Raw genomic sequence first — 16802 nt, forward strand, 5'->3', positions numbered from 1 at the left:
CGGTGCTGTTACCACCATTTCGCGGGCTTCTCCACGAAGCCGGCCGCGCGCTCGAGCGCGTAGGCGGTGTTCAGCAGATCCCCTTCTTCCCACGGCCGCCCGATCAGCTGCAGCCCCAGCGGCAGGCCCTGCTTGTCCAGACCCGCCGGAACACTAACGCCCGGGAGGCCGGCAAGGTTCACCGTCACGGTGAAGACGTCGTTGAGATACATCTGCACCGGGTCCGCGTCCTGCATCTCGCCAAGCCCGAACGCTGCCGAGGGGGTGGCCGGGGTCAGGATCGCGTCGACGCCCTGCGCGAAGACGTCTTCGAAGTCCTTCTTGATCAGCGTGCGGACCTTGCGGGCGCGGTTGTAATAGGCATCGTAAAAGCCCGCCGAGAGCACGTATGTGCCGACCATGACGCGGCGCTGCACCTCGGGGCCGAAGCCCTCGGCGCGGGTCTTCTCGTACATGTCGTTGATGCCCTCGCCGGCGGCGAGCGTGGCGCGGTGGCCATAGCGCACGCCGTCATAGCGGGCCAGGTTCGACGACGCTTCCGCGGGCGCGATCACGTAATAGGCGGGCAGCGCGTACTTGGTGTGCGGCAGCGAGATGTCGACGATCTTGGCGCCCGCATCGGCCAGCATCTCGCGGCCCCGGGCCCAGAGCGCCTCGATCTCCTCGGGCATGCCCTCCATGTGGTATTCGCGCGGAATGCCGATGGTCTTGCCCTTGATGTCGCCGGTCAGCATGGCCTCGAAATCCGGAACAGGCAGGTCTGCAGAGGTCGAATCCTTGGGATCGTGGCCGCACATTGCCTGCAGCAGGATGGCGGCGTCGCGCACGTCCTTGGTCATTGGGCCGGCCTGGTCGAGCGAAGAGGCGAAGGCCACGATGCCCCAGCGCGAGCAGCGCCCGTAGGTCGGCTTGATGCCGGTGATACCGGTGAAGGCGGCGGGCTGGCGGATCGAGCCGCCGGTGTCGGTGCCGGTGGCGGCGAGGCAGAGATCCGCCGCGACCGCGGCCGCCGAGCCGCCCGACGAGCCGCCGGGGGTGAGCTGGCTGTCGTTATTGCCGCGGCGCCACGGGTTGACCGCGTTGCCGTAACAGGAGGTCTCGTTGCTGCTCCCCATGGCAAACTCGTCCATGTTGAGCTTGCCGAGCATCACCGCGCCGGCATCGAAGAGCTGCGTGGTGACGGTGGATTCGTATTCCGGCTTGAAGCCCTCGAGGATCCGCGAGGCGGCCTGCGAGGCGACGCCACGGGTGCAGAACAGATCCTTGATGCCCATCGGGATGCCGCACATGGCGGGGGCGTCGCCGGCCTTGATGCGGTCATCGGCGGCTTTCGCCTGCTCGATGGCGATCTCGGGCGTCTTGTGGACATAGGCGTTGAGCGCCCCGGCGCCCTCGATGGCACCCAGGCAGGCTTCGGTCAGCTCGACCGAGGTCACGTCTCCGGCGCGCAGCGCGTCGCGCGCCTCGGCCACCTTCATCTTCGTCAGATCGCTCATTCCACCACCTTCGGCACGGCAAAGAAGCCCTCGCGGGCATCGGGGGCGTTGGACAGGACCTTGTCCTGCTGGTTGCCATCGGTCACGCCGTCCTGGCGGCGCTTCAGGCGCATCGGGGTCACCGAAACCATCGGCTCGACGCCATCGACGTCGACCTCGTTGAGCTGTTCGATGAACTCGAGAATGTTCGAGAATTCCTGTGCCAGCGCCGGAAGCTGGTCGTCCTCGACCCGGATCCGGGCGAGCTTGGCCACGCGGGCGGCGGTGTCGGTGTCGATCGACATCGGGAGGCTCCCCTGTCTGCAAATGTCCGCAAAACTTTCGCCCGCTTTACCGCCGCAGCCGCGCCGCCGCAAGCGCCCGAGCCGGATGCCGGGTCGATGGGGGGGCAAATCTCGCACGCGAGGCCATAAGTGGCGCCCGGCCGCAGGGGACCGCCTGCCTCCGGCGGGAGTATTTTTGACGAAGAGAAGCTTGGGGCGCAGCGCTCATGTCTTCTTCTGGCGTCAAATATCCCGGGGGTGAATTGGCGCAAAGCGCCAAGAGGGGGCAGCGCCCCCGTCCGCCCCTCGCCAAGCAGTGCGGCGGTGCTCACTCGAGCGAGTAGGGCAACACGTCGCGGCGATCGGGGCGAATGGAGAGGCGCTTTTCCAGCGGCGGGACCGAGCGCTGGTGGCAGTCGGTGCGCTCGCAGATCCGGCAGGAGATGCCGATCGGCTCGAAGGCACCGTCGCGGGCGAGGTCGAGACCGTCTGCGTAGACCAGCGCGCCAGCGTGCTTGACCTCGCAGCCGAGTGCCATGGCGTAGCGCCGCACCGGCGCACCGAAATGGCCGCCGCGCTTGGTCACGTCTCGTGCCAGCAGCACGTAGCGAACGCCGTCCGGGGTCTCGGCCAGCTGGCGCAGGAAGCGGCCCGGCGTCTCGAAGGCGCGGTGCACGTTCCACAGCGGGCAGGCGCCGCCGAAGCGGGCGAATTGCAGCCGCGTCGCGGAGTGTCGCTTGGTGATCGTGCCGGCCTGGTCGACGCGGGCGAAGAAGAACGGGATGCCCTTGGCGCCGGGCCGTTGCAGGGTCGAGAGCCGGTGCGCCACCTGCTCGATCGAGGCGCCGAAGCGCGCGGCCAGCAGCTCGAGATCGTGGCGGGTTTCCTGTGCCGCGGCGAGAAACGCACCATAGGGCATCATCGCGGCGCCGGCGAAGTAATTGGCGAGGCCGAGCTTGGCGATGGCGCGGGCGGCGTCGGACTGAAAGCGGGCGAGATCCAGCGTCGCCTCGAGCAGATCGTTCTGGCGCAGGAGCGCCACCTGCACCAGCAGCTGGAAGTTCTGTGTCTCGGGCGGCACCAGGTTCGACAGGGTCAGCAGCTTGCGCTCCGCATCATAGGCGCGCAGCGAGCTGGTCTTCGCGGTCTCGACCGCCACGCCGCGTTCGCGCAGGCGGGCCACCAGCGCGCCGCGCAGATCGCCCTTGAGCATGTTGGCGAAATGCTCCGCCGCCCGGTCCACCGCGTCGATGTAGTTGTCGCAGTAGTGGAAGAAGTCGCGCACCTCCTCCCACGGGCTGGGCTGCAGCTGCGCATCCTCGCGCCCCAGCGCCTCGTCAAGCGAGGCGAGCCGCTCGTGGGTCTGGCGGTAGGCGCGGTGCAGTTCGAGAAAGGCACGCGCCAGCGCCGGCGCGTTCGAAGCGGTGAGGCGCAGATCGGCCAGCGGCGGGCTTTCGCCAAAGATCGGATCGGCCAGCGCCTCGCGCATGTCCGAGACCAGCCGCTCGCTGTCGCCCTGACCAAGCTCGGTGACGTCGAAGCCGAATTCCTGCGCCAGCGCCAGCACCACCGTGGTCGAGACCGGGCGGTTGTTGTTCTCCATCTGGTTCAGATAGGGCAGGGAGATCCCCAGCTTGCCGGCGAAATCCTTCTGTGTCAGCCCGAGCCGGCCGCGCAGGTCGCGCAGCTTGGCCCCGGCATAGAGCTTGCGTGTGGCCATCGGTCCCCCTCCCGCGGTGTTTGCAGCTTAGCGCATTGTAAAGCGCTAGTTTGCAAATTTCGCGGGCGGGGTCCAGTGCTGCCGGGCGCGGGCGGCGCTTACTCTGCCGCCACCGCTCCGGCACCGGGGATGTAGTTGAGGATCGGTGCCAGCCAGCGCTCGACCTCCTCGACCGCCATGCCCTTGCGCGCGGCATAGTCCTGCACCTGGTCTCGCTCGACCTTGGCGACGCCGAAATAGTAGCTGTCGGGGTGGGCGATGTAGAGCCCCGAGACCGAGGAGCCGGGCCACATGGCGTAGCTCTCGGTGAGCTCGACCCCGGTGGCATTGGTGGCATCGAGCAGCTCGAAGAGCGTGGTCTTCTCGGTGTGGTCGGGCTGCGCCGGATAGCCCGGGGCCGGGCGGATCCCGGCGTATTTCTCGGAGATCAGCTCGGCATTGTCGAACGCCTCGTCCGGCGCGTAGCCCCAGAGCTCCTTGCGCACGCGCTCGTGCAGGCGCTCGGCCATGGCCTCGGCAAAGCGGTCGGCCAGCGCCTTGACCATGATCGAGGAGTAATCGTCGTGCTCGGCCTCGAACGCCTTGGCGATGCGCTCTTCCTCGATGCCTGCGGTCACGACGAAGCCGCCGACATGGTCGGGCCGGCCCTCGGGTGCCACGAAATCCGACAGCGCCACGTTGGGCCGGTCGCCGCGCTTGGCGGTCTGCTGGCGCAGGGTGTAGAAGGTGGCCAGTTCCTCGACGCGGTCCTCGCCCTTGAAGAGACGGATGTCGTCGCCCACGGCGTTGGCCGGCCAGAAGCCAACAACGGCGCGGGGATGGAACCACTTCTCGGCGATGATCTTCTCCAGCATCGCCTGCGCGTCGGCAAACAGCGCGCGCGCGGCCTCGCCCTGTTTCTCGTCGTCGAGGATCTTGGGATAGACGCCCTTCATCTCCCATGTCTGGAAGAACGGCGTCCAATCGATGTAGCGCGCGAGCTCGGCCAGATCCCAGTCCTCGACCACCTTGCTGCCGAGGAAGGAAGGGGCAGGGGCGTGGTTGCCGAAATCGAGCTTGAGCGCGTTGTCGCGCGCCTGCTCGACCGAGATGCGCTTCTTGGCGAGCTCGGCGCGGGCGTGCTTGTCCGCCACGTCGGCATATTCGGTCTGGATGTTGGCCACGTAGTCGGGCTTTTGCGTCGCGGACAGCAGCGAGGAGACCACGCTCACCGCGCGGCTAGCATCGGTGACGTAGACCGCCTGGCCCTTGCCGTAGCGCGGGTGGATCTTCACCGCCGTATGCACGCGCGAGGTGGTGGCGCCGCCGATCAGCAGCGGGATGTCGAAGCCTTCGCGCTCCATCTCTGAGGCCACGTGGACCATCTCGTCGAGCGAGGGCGTGATCAGGCCCGAGAGGCCGATCACGTCGACATTCTGCTCCTTCGCGGTGGCGAGGATCTTTTCCGCCGGGACCATGACGCCAAGGTCGATGATCTCGTAATTGTTGCAGGCCAGCACGACGCCCACGATATTCTTGCCGATGTCGTGCACGTCGCCCTTCACCGTGGCCATGAGCACCTTGCCGGCGGCCTCGCGCTCGGTGCCGCCGCCGAGGCGCTTTTCCTCTTCCATGTAGGGCAGCAGCACGGCAACCGCCTGCTTCATCACGCGGGCCGATTTCACCACCTGCGGCAGGAACATCTTGCCGGCGCCGAAGAGGTCGCCGACCACGTTCATGCCCGCCATCAGCGGACCCTCGATGACGTGCAGGGGGCGCTCGGCGGCCTGCCGGGCTTCCTCGGTGTCGCCCTCGATGAACTCGGTGATGCCGTTGACCAGCGCGTGCTCGAGCCGCTTCTCGACCGGCAGCTCGCGCCAGCTCATGTCCTTTTCGCGGCCCTTGGCGCCGCCCTGTCCGCGATAGCGCTCGGCGATGTCGAGCATGTTCTCGGTGGCGGTGCCGCCATTGGCGGGGGTGCGGTTCAGCACCACGTCCTCGCAGGCCTCGCGCAGGTCGGGGTCGATCTGGTCATAGACCGCAAGCTGGCCTGCGTTGACGATGCCCATGTCCATGCCGTTCTGGATGGCGTGGTAGAGGAACACCGCGTGCATCGCCTCGCGCACCGGCTCGTTGCCGCGGAACGAGAAGGACAGGTTCGACACCCCGCCCGAGATGTGCACATGCGGGCAGTCGGTGGTGATGCGGCGCGTCGCCTCGATGAAGTCGACGCCGTAATTGTCATGCTCTTCAATGCCGGTGGCGACGGCAAAGACGTTGGGGTCGAAGATGATGTCCTCGGGCGGGAAGCCGACCTTCTCGGTCAGCAGCCTGTAGGCGCGGGTGCAGATCTCGACCTTGCGGTCCTCGGTATCGGCCTGGCCCGTCTCATCAAAGGCCATGACGATGACCGCGGCCCCGTAGCGGCGGCAGAGCGTGGCCTGCTCGAGGAAGGCCTCTTCGCCCTCCTTCATCGAGATCGAGTTAACCACGGGCTTGCCCTGCACGCATTTCAGCCCGGCCTCGATGATCTCCCACTTGGAGCTGTCGATCATGATCGGCACGCGGGCGATGTCGGGCTCGGCGGCGATCAGGTTGAGGAACTCGACCATCGCCTGCTGGCTGTCGATCAGGCCCTCATCCATGTTCACGTCGATGATCTGGGCGCCGTTCTCGACCTGGTCGCGGGCCACGTCGAGCGCGGTGGCATAATCGGCATTGGTGATCAGCTTACGGAACTTGGCGGAGCCCGTGACATTGGTCCGCTCGCCCACGTTGACGAAGGGGATGTCCTCGGTCAGCACGAACGGCTCGAGCCCCGACAGGCGCATCAGCGGCTTGGGCTGGGGGATCTCGCGCGGGGCGAATCCCTCGACCGCCTTGGCGATGGCGCGGATGTGCTCATAGGTCGAGCCGCAGCAGCCGCCCACCACGTTGAGCAGACCTTCCTTCGCAAAGCCCGCGATCTGCGCGGCCATCTGCTCGGGGGTTTCGTCATACTCGCCCATCTCGTTGGGCAGGCCGGCGTTGGGGTAGGCGCAGATCAGCGTGTCGGCCACGCCCGAGATCTCGGCCAGGTGCGGACGCATCGCCTCGGCGCCGAGGGCGCAGTTGAGACCGATGGTGAAGGGCTCGGCATGGCGCACCGAATGCCAGAAGGCGGTGGGCGTCTGGCCCGAGAGGGTGCGGCCCGACAGGTCGGTGATGGTGCCCGAGATCATCACCGGCAGACGCTCTCCGCGCTCGGCGAAGACCTCTTCGCAGGCAAAGATCGCGGCCTTGGCGTTGAGCGTGTCGAAGATCGTCTCGATCAGCAGCAGGTCGGCGCCGCCGTCGATCAGGGCGCGCGCCTGATCCGCATAGGCGATGCGCAATTGATCAAACGTGACAGCACGATAGCCGGGGTTGTTCACGTCCGGACTGATCGAGGCGGTGCGGTTGGTCGGCCCGAGTGCGCCGGCCACGAAGCGGGGGCGGCCATCCTCGGCCTCGGCCCGGTCCATCGCCCGACGGGCCAGCCGCGCGCCTTGGAAGTTGAGGTCGTAGACCGCGCCCTCCATGGCGTAATCGGCCTGCGCGATGGTGGTCGAGGAGAAGGTGTTGGTCTCGGCGATATCGGCGCCCGCCATGGCGTAGAGATAGTGGATCTCCTCGATCGCCTCGGGCTTGGTGAGGTTGAGGAGGTCGTTGTTGCCCTGCTGCGGCTTGTCGCTGTCATGCGGCAGGTGGCAGCTGCAGGCGCCCCCGCCGCAGCCCTGAAAATCGCCCTCCGACAGGCCGAGTTGCTGGATCTGCGTGCCCATTGCGCCGTCGAGGATCAGGATGCGCTCACGCGCGGCCGCGTGCAGGCGGTCGAAGACGGGAGAACGGGTCGGGGCGGTGCTGGACATGGGATTTCGGCTTTCCGGGCTGTTTGGCGGCCTACCTATATGCTGGGCGTAGCTAAGGCCAATTCATAATGGTCAAGGGGATCATGAGGCGCGTTCACATTGTGGGCGGGCAGGGTGCACGCTCACGGTTTTGCGATCCATTCTCATTTGCATCATTGACACTTGCGAATGGCTCGCATTTACATGGCGGAAAGACCGACCGCTCACCGAGGAGACGCCACATGTTCAGACCCAAAATCGGGCTCGCCACCGCCTCGATGCTCACGCTCTTGCTGGCGCAGGCCGCCAATGCCGACGAAAAGCTCAAGGTGGTGACGACCTTCACGGTGCTGGCCGACATGGCGCAGAACGTGGCTGGCGATGCCGCCGAGGTGGTCTCGATCACCAAGCCCGGCGCCGAGATCCACGGCTACGAGCCCACGCCGCGCGACATCGTCGGCGCCCATGACGCCGACCTGATCCTTTGGAACGGGCTGAACCTCGAGCTGTGGTTCGAGCAGTTCCTGCGCAATCTCGGCGATCTGCCCTCGGCCACGCTGAGCGAGGGGATCGATCCCATCGCGATCGCGCAGGGCGCCTACGAGGGCAAGGCCAACCCGCACGCGTGGATGGGGCTCGACAACGCGCAGGTCTATGTCGACAACATCGCCGCCGCGCTGAGCGAACACGATCCCGACAATGCCGAGACCTACGAGGCCAACGCCGCGGCCTACAAGCAGGAGCTGCGCGACACGCTCGAGCCGCTGCGGGCGAAGATCGCCGAGATCCCCGAGGACAAGCGTTGGCTGGTCACCTGCGAGGGCGCCTTCAGCTATCTCGCCCGCGATTTCGGCATGAAGGAGCTGTATCTCTGGCCGATGAACGCCGATCAGACCGGCACGCCGCAGCAGGTGCGGGCGGTGATCGACGGGGTGAAGACGCACGAAATTCCGGCGGTGTTCTGTGAGAGCACGGTCAACACCGCGCCCGCAGAGCAGGTGGCGCGCGAAACCGGTGCAGATTACGGCGGCGTGCTCTATGTCGATAGCCTGAGCGATGCCGACGGCCCGGTGCCGACCTACCTGGATCTGCTGAAGGTGACCTCGCAGACCATCGCCGACGGGCTCACCGGGGCCGGCAACTGAGACTGCGAAAGAGGACCGAGATGCGCGACAGCCAGACCGCGACAGACGCCGAGACGGCCGCGGGCGGCGGGATTTCCGCCCGCGACGTCACCGTGTCCTACCGCAACGGCCATACCGCCCTGCGCCATGCCAGCTTCGAGATCCCGCGCGGCACCGTCACGGCGCTTGTGGGCGTGAACGGGGCGGGCAAGTCGACGCTGTTCAAGGCGATCATGGGCTTCGTGCCGGCAGCGGCGGGTGAGATATCCTTGCTTGGCATGTCGGTGAAGGAGGCGCTCAAGCGCAACCTCGTGGCCTATGTGCCGCAATCGGAAGAGGTCGACTGGTCCTTCCCGGTGCTGGTCGAGGACGTGGTGATGATGGGCCGTTACGGCCACATGGGGTTTCTTCGCCGGCCCAGGCGCGCCGATCACGAGGCGGTGGCCGAGGCGCTGGCGCGGGTCAACATGCAGGACTTCCGCCATCGCCAGATCGGCGAGCTCTCCGGCGGGCAGCGCAAGCGCGTGTTCCTTGCCCGGGCGCTGGCGCAGGAAGGGCAGGTGATCCTGCTCGACGAGCCCTTCACCGGCGTCGACGTGAAGACCGAGGAGCAGATCATCGCGCTGCTGCGCGCGCTGCGCGACGAGGGGCGGGTGATGCTGGTCTCGACCCACAATCTCGGCTCGGTGCCCGAGTTCTGCGACCGCACCGTGCTGGTCAAGGGCACGGTGCTGGCCTTTGGGCCGACCGAGACCACCTTCACCCGCGCCAATCTCGAGGCGGCCTTCGGGGGCGTGCTGCGGCACTTCACGCTGGGTGGCGACGCGCTGCACGACGATGACGATGCCCGCCGGGTCACCATCTTTTCCGACGATGAACGCCCTCTGGTGCAGTACGGCGACGAGATGCGCACCCGTGAGGCGGGCAAATGAGCCGTCTCCCGAACGCAACCCTGCTCGATGATCTGACATGCCGTGGCGGGGAGGTGCCGCGATGAGCGTTCTACTCGAGCCGTTCTCCTATGGGTACATGACCAACGCCATGTGGGTCTCGGCCCTGGTGGGCGGGGTCTGCGCCTTCCTGTCCTCCTACCTGATGCTCAAGGGCTGGTCGCTGATCGGCGACGCGCTGTCGCACGCGGTGGTGCCCGGCGTCGCCGGGGCCTACATGCTGGGCCTGCCGTTCGCGCTGGGCGCCTTCATTTCCGGGGGCCTCGCGGCGGGGGCGATGCTGTTCCTTTCGGGCCGCTCGGGGCTGAAGATCGACGTGGTGATCGGGTTGATCTTCACCTCGTTCTTCGGGCTCGGCCTGTTCATGGTCTCGGTCAACCCGGTCTCGGTGTCGATCCAGACCATCACAATGGGCAATATCCTTGCCATCACGCCCGCCGACACGCTGCAGCTGGTGCTGATCGGGGCGATCTCGCTCGTGGTGCTGCTGGCCAAGTGGAAGGATCTCATGGTCGTCTTCTTCGACGAGAGCCATGCCCAGAGCGTCGGTCTGCGGCCGGGGCTCTTGAAGGCGGTGTTCTTCACGCTGCTCTCGGCCTCGGTGGTGGCGGCGATGCAGACCGTGGGGGCGTTTCTCGTCATCGCCATGGTGGTGACGCCCGGCGCCACCGCCTACCTGCTCTGCGACCGCTTCCCGCGGCTGATCCTGCTGTCGGTGAGCATCGGGGCGCTGACCAGCTTCACCGGCGCCTATCTGAGCTATTTCCTCGACGGCGCCACGGGCGGCGTCATCGTGGTGCTGCAGACGCTGATCTTCCTCGCCGCCTTTGTCTTCGCGCCCAAGCACGGCATGCTGGCCGCGCGACGCAAGGCGCGGCAGGCGCTGCGTGAGGACCGGACGCAGGAGGGCGCAGCATGAGCGAGCTTCTTCTGCCGTTCCAGTTTCCGTTCATGCAGAACGCCTTCCTGATCTGTGTCTTCGTGGCGATCCCCACGGCGCTGCTGTCGTGCTTCCTCGTGCTCAAGGGCTGGGCGCTGATGGGAGACGCCATCAGCCACGCCATCCTGCCCGGCGTGGTGCTGGCCTATATTGCCGGGCTGCCGCTGATCGTCGGCGCATTCGGGGCGGGGATGCTCACCGCCACAGCGACCGGCTTTCTGGCCGAGAACAGCCGGGTCAAGCAGGACACGGTGATGGGCGTGGTGTTCTCGGGCATGTTCGGGCTTGGCATCGTGCTCTACACGCAGGTGCAGACCAACGTGCATCTCGACCATATCCTCTTCGGCAACATGCTGGGGGTAGGCCCGTCCGATCTGTGGACTGCCGGCAGCATCTCGGTGCTTGTGACCCTGGGGGTGGCTCTGTTCTGGAAGGACCTGCTGCTGCACGCCTTCGATCCGGCGCAGGCACGTGCCTCGGGGCTGCGGGTGGGCTGGCTGCATTACGGGCTGCTCACTGCGCTCTCGCTGACCATCGTCGCGACGCTCACCGCCACCGGTCTGATCCTCGCGGTGGGCCTGCTGATCGCACCGGGCGCCATCGGCTTCCTGATCTGCCGGCGCTTCGGCGGCATGATGATCGCCGCGACGCTGGCCTGCCTGCTGTCGATGCTCGCGGGCACCTATGCCAGCTTCTTCCTCGACAGCGCACCGGCGCCGACGATCATCCTGATCCTCACGGCGCTGTTCCTGGTGGCCTTCGTGCGGCGCCTTGCGCTCACCCGTCGGGCGGCGCGCACGGCTGGCTGAGGCGGAGCGTCCGGCATCGGGCGCCGCCGGACAAAACTGTCAAGATCCTGTAACGTGTCTGTTACATTGCACGGGCAATCGGAGCGCGAGCAATAGACGCCCCCGGCAGCGTGCCGGCCGTTACAAGACAGGAGCAAGCTCGCCCATGAAACGCACCCTGATTTCCGCCATCGCCCTCAGCGCCGCCACTGCAGCGTCGGCCCAAACCGCCGACCTGCCGCAGGCCGGCAGCGAATGGTTCACCGCCGGCCAGGAGGCCATCCAGGCCATCCTCGACCGTCAGGACAACACCAACACCGCCAAGAACGTGATCGTGCTGGTGGCAGACGGCAACGGTGTCGGCACCAACTACGCGACCCGCGTCTTCGCCGGTCAGCAGGAAGGCAAGCTCGGCGAAGAGCACGTGCTGCCCTACGAAACGCCCGACTACCACGCCGCCCTCGTCAAGACCTACAACATCAACGCCCAGACGCCGGACTCCGCTCCGACCGCCGGCGCGATGAACACCGGCGTGAAGCAGCGCTTCAACCTGATCAACCTCGGCGGTGACGCGATCCATGACGATTGCTCGACCGTGGCCGGCAACGAGCTGACCACTTTCGCCGAGATCGTCTCGGGCATGGAGAAATCGGTCGGCATCGTCTCGACCGCACGTGTCACCCACGCGACCCCGGCGGCCGTCTACTCCAAGACTGCCAACCGCAACTGGGAAGACAGCGTGCCGGAAGGCTGCGACACCCAGAAGGACATCGCCGCCCAGCTCATCGACCAGATGGAAGCCGGCGTCATCGACTTCGCCATGGGCGGCGGTCGCCGTCACTTCGTTCCCGAAGGCACCCAGACCGACGAAGGTGGCTCGGGCCGCCGCGCCGACGGTGTCAACCTGATCGAGAACGCCACCGGCCTCGGCGCCCAGTACGCCTGGAACACCGAGACGTTCAACGCCCTGACCCTCGACGGCGAGACCCCGATCCTGGCGCTGTTCAACGACAGCCACATGGAATACGAGGCCGACCGCGCCGATGACGACGAGCCGTCGCTCGCCGAGATGACCAAGGCGGCCATCGAATACCTGAGCCAGAACGAGAACGGCTACTACCTCGAGATCGAGGCCGGCCGGGTCGACCACGCCAACCACGCCGGCAACGCCCACCGTACGCTGGTGGACGGTGTGGCCTTCGCCGAGGCCGTGGCCATGGCGGACGAGCTGACCAACGACGAAGACACCCTGATCATCGTCACCGCCGACCACGAGCACTCGATCGCGTTCAACGGCTATTGCGGCCGCGGCACCCCGATCCTCGGCCTGTGCTACGACGTGGCCCAGCAGGGCGACAAGCACAGCGACGAGCTGGTGCTGGCCGACGACGGCAAGCCCTACACCGTGATCGGCTACCTCAACGGCTCCGGCTCGGTCCTTGTCGAGGGCGAGAACGGCTACGAGGGCTCGCGCCCCGACGTGACCCAGGACGAGGCCACCGATCTCGACTACGTCCAGCAGGCGCTGATCCCCAAGTCGTCGGAAAGCCACTCCGGTGAAGACGTCGCCGTCTATGCCAAGGGCCCCTGGGCGCACCTGTTCGACGGCACGCTCGAGCAGAACGTGATCTTCCACGTCATGCACCACGCCGTCACCGCCGAGTGATCGCTCCGCTTTGACAGTGGCAAGGGGCTCCGCGACACCGGGGCCCCTTGTTTCCTTTTCGCCCTGCGGCACACTGGCAGGGCAGATTCCCTCTCTGGAGGACACGATATGCAGACCCGTCGCCATTTCCTCACATCCGCTCTGGCCGCACCGCTGCTGGCCCGTCCCGCGCTGGCGCAGGACGCTCCGCTCAAGGTGCGCGAACTCTACGAGCGCCGGGGCAACGATCTCTCCGAACTCGCCGTGGCGAGCGAAGGCGAACGCATCACCGTCGAGGGCTTCATGGCGCCGCCGCTGAAGGCCGAGAGCAAGTTCTTCGTGCTCACCAAGATGCCGATGGCGGTTTGCCCGTTCTGCGAGACCGAGGCCGAGTGGCCCAACGACATCCTCGCCGTCTACACCAAGCGCATCGTCGACGTGATCCCGTTCAACAAGAAGATCACCGTCTCGGGCGTGCTCGAACTCGGCGGCTATCGCGATCCCGAGACCGGCTTTCTCAGCATGGTCCGCCTCAGCGACGCGAATTACGGCTGATCCGATGGGCCTTCCTCTGACCATCTCGGAGCTTGTGGTTCCGGGCGGCAAGGGCCGTGTGCTGTTGTCGCTGCCGAAGCTCGAGCTGCCCGCCGGCGCGCTTGTCGGCGTGCGCGGACCTTCGGGGGCGGGCAAGTCGACGCTGCTCTACGCGCTGGCCGGGTTGCTCGAGGCCGAGGGCAGCATCCGCTGGGGCGAGACCGAGCTTCTGCGGCTCGGCGCCGAGCGCCGCACCCGCTTTCGCGCCGACAATATCGGCATGATCTTTCAGGACTTCCTGCTTTTCGAAGAGCTCGATGCCGGGGCCAACGCGGCGCTCACCGCGCTCTTCCGCCCGCGCCGCGAGCGCGCTGCCATGCGCCTCCGCGCCAGCAAACGGCTGAGCGCGCTGGGCCTTGGCGATCACGCCGGGCGCCACGTCTCGAGCTTTTCCGGCGGCGAGCGCCAGCGCGTTGCCATTGCCCGCGCCATGGCCGCCGAGGCGCCGGTGCTGCTCGCCGACGAGCCCACCGCGAGCCTCGACCGGGCAAGCGCCGACCGGCTGATCGACGATCTGGTACACTTGGCCCGCGACAGCGGCACCACGCTGATCGCGGTGAGCCATGACCGTCACCTGACCGACCGGATGGACCGCGTGCTGACGATCACCGACGGCGCGCTTCTGGGCGACGAGGCGACCGCGGCATGAGCGACCTGTGGTACAGCCTCCCGGCGCTGGCGCAGGACATCGCGCTGACCTTTGCCCTGCTGCTGCCGGCGCTGCTTGTCGGTGCGCTGGTGCTGCGTGGGTTCGCACCGTGGCCGCTGACGCGCGCCATCCTCTGGCGCTTTCGTGGCGCCTCGGTGATGTTCGTGCTGCTGATCGCGATCTCGGTGGGCATGGGCATCGGCCTTCTGGCGCAGGAGCGCGGCCTGCGCCGCGGCACCGCGCAGGCGGCGGACAAGTTCGACCTCGTGGTCTCGGCGCCCGGCAGCGAACTGTCGGTGATGCTGGCGGCGGTGTTCCTGCAGCCCACCGACATGCCGCTGCTCGACGGTGCCACCTATGACGAGATTGCCAGCCACGAGAACGTCTCGGTGGCCGCGCCGCTGGCCTTCGGCGACAGCTACGGCGATGCGCCGGTGATCGGCACCACCGCGGAGTTCGCGCGCGACCTTGCCGACGACGGCATCGAGGGCCGCATGTGGCAGGCCTCGGACGAGGCGCTCGCGGGCGCGCTGGTGCCGCTGGGAGTGGGCGAGAGCTTTACCCCTGCGCATGGCCATGGAGACGCCGCCGAGGGCGACGCCCATGGTGACGCGCAGCTTCAGATCGTCGGCCGCATGGCACCCACCGGTACGCCTTGGGACCGCGCCATCCTGCTGCCCGTCGAGGCGGTCTGGGAAGTGCACGGGCTGGCCAACGGCCATGCCCCCGAGCGCGCCGGGCAGATCGGACCGCCCTTCGATCCCGACTACTTCCCCGGCACGCCGGCCGTGGTGGTCCGGGCAGAGGCGCTCTGGGCGAATTACGCGCTGCGCTCCGAGTTCACCCGCGACCGCGAGACCATGGCCTTCTTCCCCGGCGCGGTGCTCGCGGGGCTCTACGCGGTGTTGGGTGACATCCGGCAGGTGATGTCGCTGATGGCACTGGTGACGCAGGGCCTGGTCGCGGCCTCGGTGCTGCTTGGTCTCTTTATCCTGTCGCGCCTGTTCCGGCGCCAGATCGCGCTGCTGCGGGCGCTGGGCGCCCCGGCGCGCTTCGTCTTCGCGGTGGTCTGGTCCTTCGGCGCGGCGCTGCTCGTTGCGGGCGCGGGGTTGGGGCTGCTGACCGGCGTCGCCGCCGCCTCGGTGCTGTCGCGCGTCGTGACCGCCCGGACCGACATCCTCGTGACCGCGCCCATCGGCTGGAGCGAGATCCACTTCCTTGCCGGTTTCGTGTCGCTGACGCTGCTGCTGTCGCTGCTGCCCGCCGCCGTGGTCCTGCGCCAGCAGGTGGTGGACGGGCTGCGCGCCTGACTTCTGAAAGGATCCCCCATGCGTACGCTCCTGCTTGCCTTCGCGCTCGCCCTGCCGCTTCCGGCGCTGGCCGAGACCCATGACCATGACGCGCCCCACCTGACCGAGATTGCGGGACTGCGTGCGCTCCACGCCTGGACCCGGGCGAGCTCGGGACGGGAGGCATTGGTCTTCGTCGAGCTCGAGAACACCGGCGGCGGTTCCGTCCTGCTGACCGGGGCCGAGAGCGGGATTGCCTCGGATGGCGCGCTGGTGGGCTTCGTGCTGAAGGACGGGCAGCCGGCCTGGGAGCCGCTGGCGTCGGTGCCTCTGGCGGCGGGCCGCGCGCTGCATCTCGAACCGGGAGCGCTGGCGATCCGGCTTTCGGGCCTGTCCCGTGCCCTGACCGAGGGCGATCACTTCGAGCTGCATCTCGAGACCGATCACGGCGCGCTCGCGCTGCACGTTGAAGTCGCCGCGGCAGATGCAAGGCAGCACAGCCACGCCGGGCACAGCCATTGATCGTCTAAGGAGATACACCCTGGCGCGACCCGGTGCCGCGCCGCTCAGGGTTGAATGACCGGCGCGGCTCTGCTTGGATCATGGCCACACTCGGTGCCGCGCGGTGCGGTGCCGTCGAAGGCAAGAACCGCATGTCTCGCAAGAAGGATACGCGCCAGAGGGCGATCCTCGATCAGTTGGCAGTCTCGCCGACGATGCGGGTGGGGCGGTTGGCCGAAACCCTCGACGTCACGACCGAAACCATCCGCCGCGATCTCGAGGAACTTGCGGCGCAGGGGATGATCGCGCGCACCTATGGCGGTGCGATGCTGCGCCAGCCGGCCGAGCCCGCGCTGTCGGAGCGCCATCTCGAGCTGGTCGAAGAGCGCGCGGCGATCGGGCAGGCGGCGCTGTCCTATCTTGCCGAGGCGCGGGTGATCATGCTGGGCTCTGGGGCGACCACGACCCAGCTTGCCAAGTTCATCGCCATCGAGATGCACGGGCTTACGGTGATCGCGCACAGCGTCAGCGTGGCCTCGGCGCTGAGCCTCAACCCGACGATCCAGGTGGTCATGGCGCCGGGCGTCTATCACCCGGGCGAGGGCGCCATGCACGGCGCGCAGGCGGTGCGGTTCCTGTCCGATTACAGCGCTGACTGGTCGGTGACCGGGGCGAGCGCGATGTCGCCTCTTGGGCCCTCCGACGCGTTGATCGACGCGGCGGATGTCTACGCCACGATGCTGCGCCAGTCCGCGCGCCACATGGTGGTGGCGGATCATTCGAAGTTCGACCGCATGGCCACCGCGCGCTATGCCGACTGGGGCGACATCGACGTGCTGGTGACCGATGCGCGCCCGCAAGGGCCGCTGCGCCGGGCGCTGGTGGCGGGCGAGGTCGAGGTCAAGCTGGCGAAGGTGTGAGGGGGCAGCCGGTGCGCCCGCCTCCGCGAGGCGCTCGTTTTGACCACCTGGGCCCGGGAACTGGCCGAAACCCGG

14 protein-coding genes are annotated in these 16802 nt (G+C 67.5%); 10 read left to right on the top strand and 4 right to left on the bottom strand.

Features of this window, described 5'->3' with window-relative positions:
* Window positions 1-8 precede the first annotated feature (8 nt).
* The 4 genes from gatA to metH all read right to left on the bottom strand — a co-directional run bounded on the left by gatA (window position 9) and on the right by metH (window position 7348).
* A complete protein-coding gene (gatA, locus tag JF542_RS17570; RefSeq protein ID WP_207076799.1) occupies window positions 9-1496 on the bottom strand; it encodes an Asp-tRNA(Asn)/Glu-tRNA(Gln) amidotransferase subunit GatA in 1488 nt (495 codons plus the stop codon).
* Window positions 1493-1780: an Asp-tRNA(Asn)/Glu-tRNA(Gln) amidotransferase subunit GatC gene (gene gatC / locus JF542_RS17575; protein ID WP_007801289.1), complete on the bottom strand. Its 288-nt coding sequence runs from the start codon at window positions 1778-1780 to the stop codon at window positions 1493-1495. Before gatC ends, gatA begins: the two co-directional genes overlap by 4 nt.
* A gap of 307 nt (window positions 1781-2087) precedes the next feature.
* Window positions 2088-3479: a helix-turn-helix domain-containing protein gene (locus JF542_RS17580; RefSeq protein WP_207076800.1), complete on the bottom strand. Its 1392-nt coding sequence runs from the start codon at window positions 3477-3479 to the stop codon at window positions 2088-2090.
* Window positions 3480-3577: 98 nt separating this feature from the next.
* The gene (gene metH, locus JF542_RS17585; RefSeq protein ID WP_207076801.1) at window positions 3578-7348 is read right to left on the bottom strand and encodes a methionine synthase; all 3771 of its coding nucleotides are present in this window, start codon (window positions 7346-7348) and stop codon (window positions 3578-3580) included.
* Window positions 7349-7569: 221 nt separating this feature from the next.
* On the opposite strand from metH, the gene JF542_RS17590 reads away from it, so the two are divergent.
* The 10 genes from JF542_RS17590 to JF542_RS17635 all read left to right on the top strand — a co-directional run bounded on the left by JF542_RS17590 (window position 7570) and on the right by JF542_RS17635 (window position 16727).
* Window positions 7570-8472, top strand: coding sequence for a metal ABC transporter substrate-binding protein (locus tag JF542_RS17590; protein ID WP_277988621.1), 903 nt, complete (start codon window positions 7570-7572; stop codon window positions 8470-8472).
* 20 nt (window positions 8473-8492) lie between these two features.
* Entirely contained in the window at window positions 8493-9383 is an 891-nt protein-coding gene (locus tag JF542_RS17595) for a manganese/iron ABC transporter ATP-binding protein (protein ID WP_242533815.1), read from the top strand.
* Between the two features lie 61 nt (window positions 9384-9444).
* On the top strand, window positions 9445-10320 hold the full coding sequence (locus tag JF542_RS17600; protein ID WP_207076802.1) for a metal ABC transporter permease: 876 nt from the start codon (window positions 9445-9447) through the stop codon (window positions 10318-10320).
* The gene (locus tag JF542_RS17605) at window positions 10317-11150 is read left to right on the top strand and encodes a metal ABC transporter permease (protein WP_207076803.1); all 834 of its coding nucleotides are present in this window, start codon (window positions 10317-10319) and stop codon (window positions 11148-11150) included. Before JF542_RS17600 ends, JF542_RS17605 begins: the two co-directional genes overlap by 4 nt.
* A 145-nt stretch (window positions 11151-11295) precedes the next feature.
* Window positions 11296-12795, top strand: coding sequence for an alkaline phosphatase (locus JF542_RS17610; RefSeq protein WP_007801282.1), 1500 nt, complete (start codon window positions 11296-11298; stop codon window positions 12793-12795).
* Window positions 12796-12903: 108 nt separating this feature from the next.
* Window positions 12904-13329 carry a hypothetical protein gene (locus tag JF542_RS17615; protein WP_207076804.1) on the top strand — a complete coding sequence of 142 codons (426 nt, stop codon included), beginning with the start codon at window positions 12904-12906 and terminating at the stop codon, window positions 13327-13329.
* A 4-nt stretch (window positions 13330-13333) separates the two neighbouring features.
* Complete coding sequence (locus tag JF542_RS17620) at window positions 13334-14017, top strand: ABC transporter ATP-binding protein (protein WP_007801279.1); 684 nt, start codon at window positions 13334-13336, stop codon at window positions 14015-14017.
* Window positions 14014-15327: an ABC transporter permease family protein gene (locus JF542_RS17625; protein WP_207076805.1), complete on the top strand. Its 1314-nt coding sequence runs from the start codon at window positions 14014-14016 to the stop codon at window positions 15325-15327. The genes JF542_RS17620 and JF542_RS17625 overlap by 4 nt, the downstream gene beginning before the upstream one ends.
* 18 nt (window positions 15328-15345) lie before the next feature.
* Complete coding sequence (locus tag JF542_RS17630) at window positions 15346-15828, top strand: copper chaperone PCu(A)C (RefSeq protein ID WP_207076806.1); 483 nt, start codon at window positions 15346-15348, stop codon at window positions 15826-15828.
* A 131-nt stretch (window positions 15829-15959) separates the two neighbouring features.
* Window positions 15960-16727, top strand: coding sequence for a DeoR/GlpR family DNA-binding transcription regulator (locus tag JF542_RS17635; RefSeq protein WP_007801275.1), 768 nt, complete (start codon window positions 15960-15962; stop codon window positions 16725-16727).
* Window positions 16728-16802 lie beyond the last annotated feature (75 nt).

Origin of the sequence: Salipiger bermudensis, from assembly GCF_017309175.1 — a bacterium.
Classification (GTDB): domain Bacteria; phylum Pseudomonadota; class Alphaproteobacteria; order Rhodobacterales; family Rhodobacteraceae; genus Salipiger; species Salipiger bermudensis.

Excerpts from the sequence above, each read along its gene's own strand:
- gatA (WP_207076799.1), bottom strand. The coding sequence starts at position 1,496 with ATGAGCGATCTGACGAAGATGAAGGTGGCCGAGGCGCGCGACGCGCTG.
- gatC (WP_007801289.1), bottom strand. The coding sequence starts at position 1,780 with ATGTCGATCGACACCGACACCGCCGCCCGCGTGGCCAAGCTCGCCCGG.
- JF542_RS17580 (WP_207076800.1), bottom strand. The coding sequence starts at position 3,479 with ATGGCCACACGCAAGCTCTATGCCGGGGCCAAGCTGCGCGACCTGCGC.
- metH (WP_207076801.1), bottom strand. The coding sequence starts at position 7,348 with ATGTCCAGCACCGCCCCGACCCGTTCTCCCGTCTTCGACCGCCTGCAC.
- JF542_RS17590 (WP_277988621.1), top strand. The coding sequence starts at position 7,570 with ATGTTCAGACCCAAAATCGGGCTCGCCACCGCCTCGATGCTCACGCTC.
- JF542_RS17595 (WP_242533815.1), top strand. The coding sequence starts at position 8,493 with ATGCGCGACAGCCAGACCGCGACAGACGCCGAGACGGCCGCGGGCGGC.
- JF542_RS17600 (WP_207076802.1), top strand. The coding sequence starts at position 9,445 with ATGAGCGTTCTACTCGAGCCGTTCTCCTATGGGTACATGACCAACGCC.
- JF542_RS17605 (WP_207076803.1), top strand. The coding sequence starts at position 10,317 with ATGAGCGAGCTTCTTCTGCCGTTCCAGTTTCCGTTCATGCAGAACGCC.
- JF542_RS17610 (WP_007801282.1), top strand. The coding sequence starts at position 11,296 with ATGAAACGCACCCTGATTTCCGCCATCGCCCTCAGCGCCGCCACTGCA.
- JF542_RS17615 (WP_207076804.1), top strand. The coding sequence starts at position 12,904 with ATGCAGACCCGTCGCCATTTCCTCACATCCGCTCTGGCCGCACCGCTG.
- JF542_RS17620 (WP_007801279.1), top strand. The coding sequence starts at position 13,334 with ATGGGCCTTCCTCTGACCATCTCGGAGCTTGTGGTTCCGGGCGGCAAG.
- JF542_RS17625 (WP_207076805.1), top strand. The coding sequence starts at position 14,014 with ATGAGCGACCTGTGGTACAGCCTCCCGGCGCTGGCGCAGGACATCGCG.
- JF542_RS17630 (WP_207076806.1), top strand. The coding sequence starts at position 15,346 with ATGCGTACGCTCCTGCTTGCCTTCGCGCTCGCCCTGCCGCTTCCGGCG.
- JF542_RS17635 (WP_007801275.1), top strand. The coding sequence starts at position 15,960 with ATGTCTCGCAAGAAGGATACGCGCCAGAGGGCGATCCTCGATCAGTTG.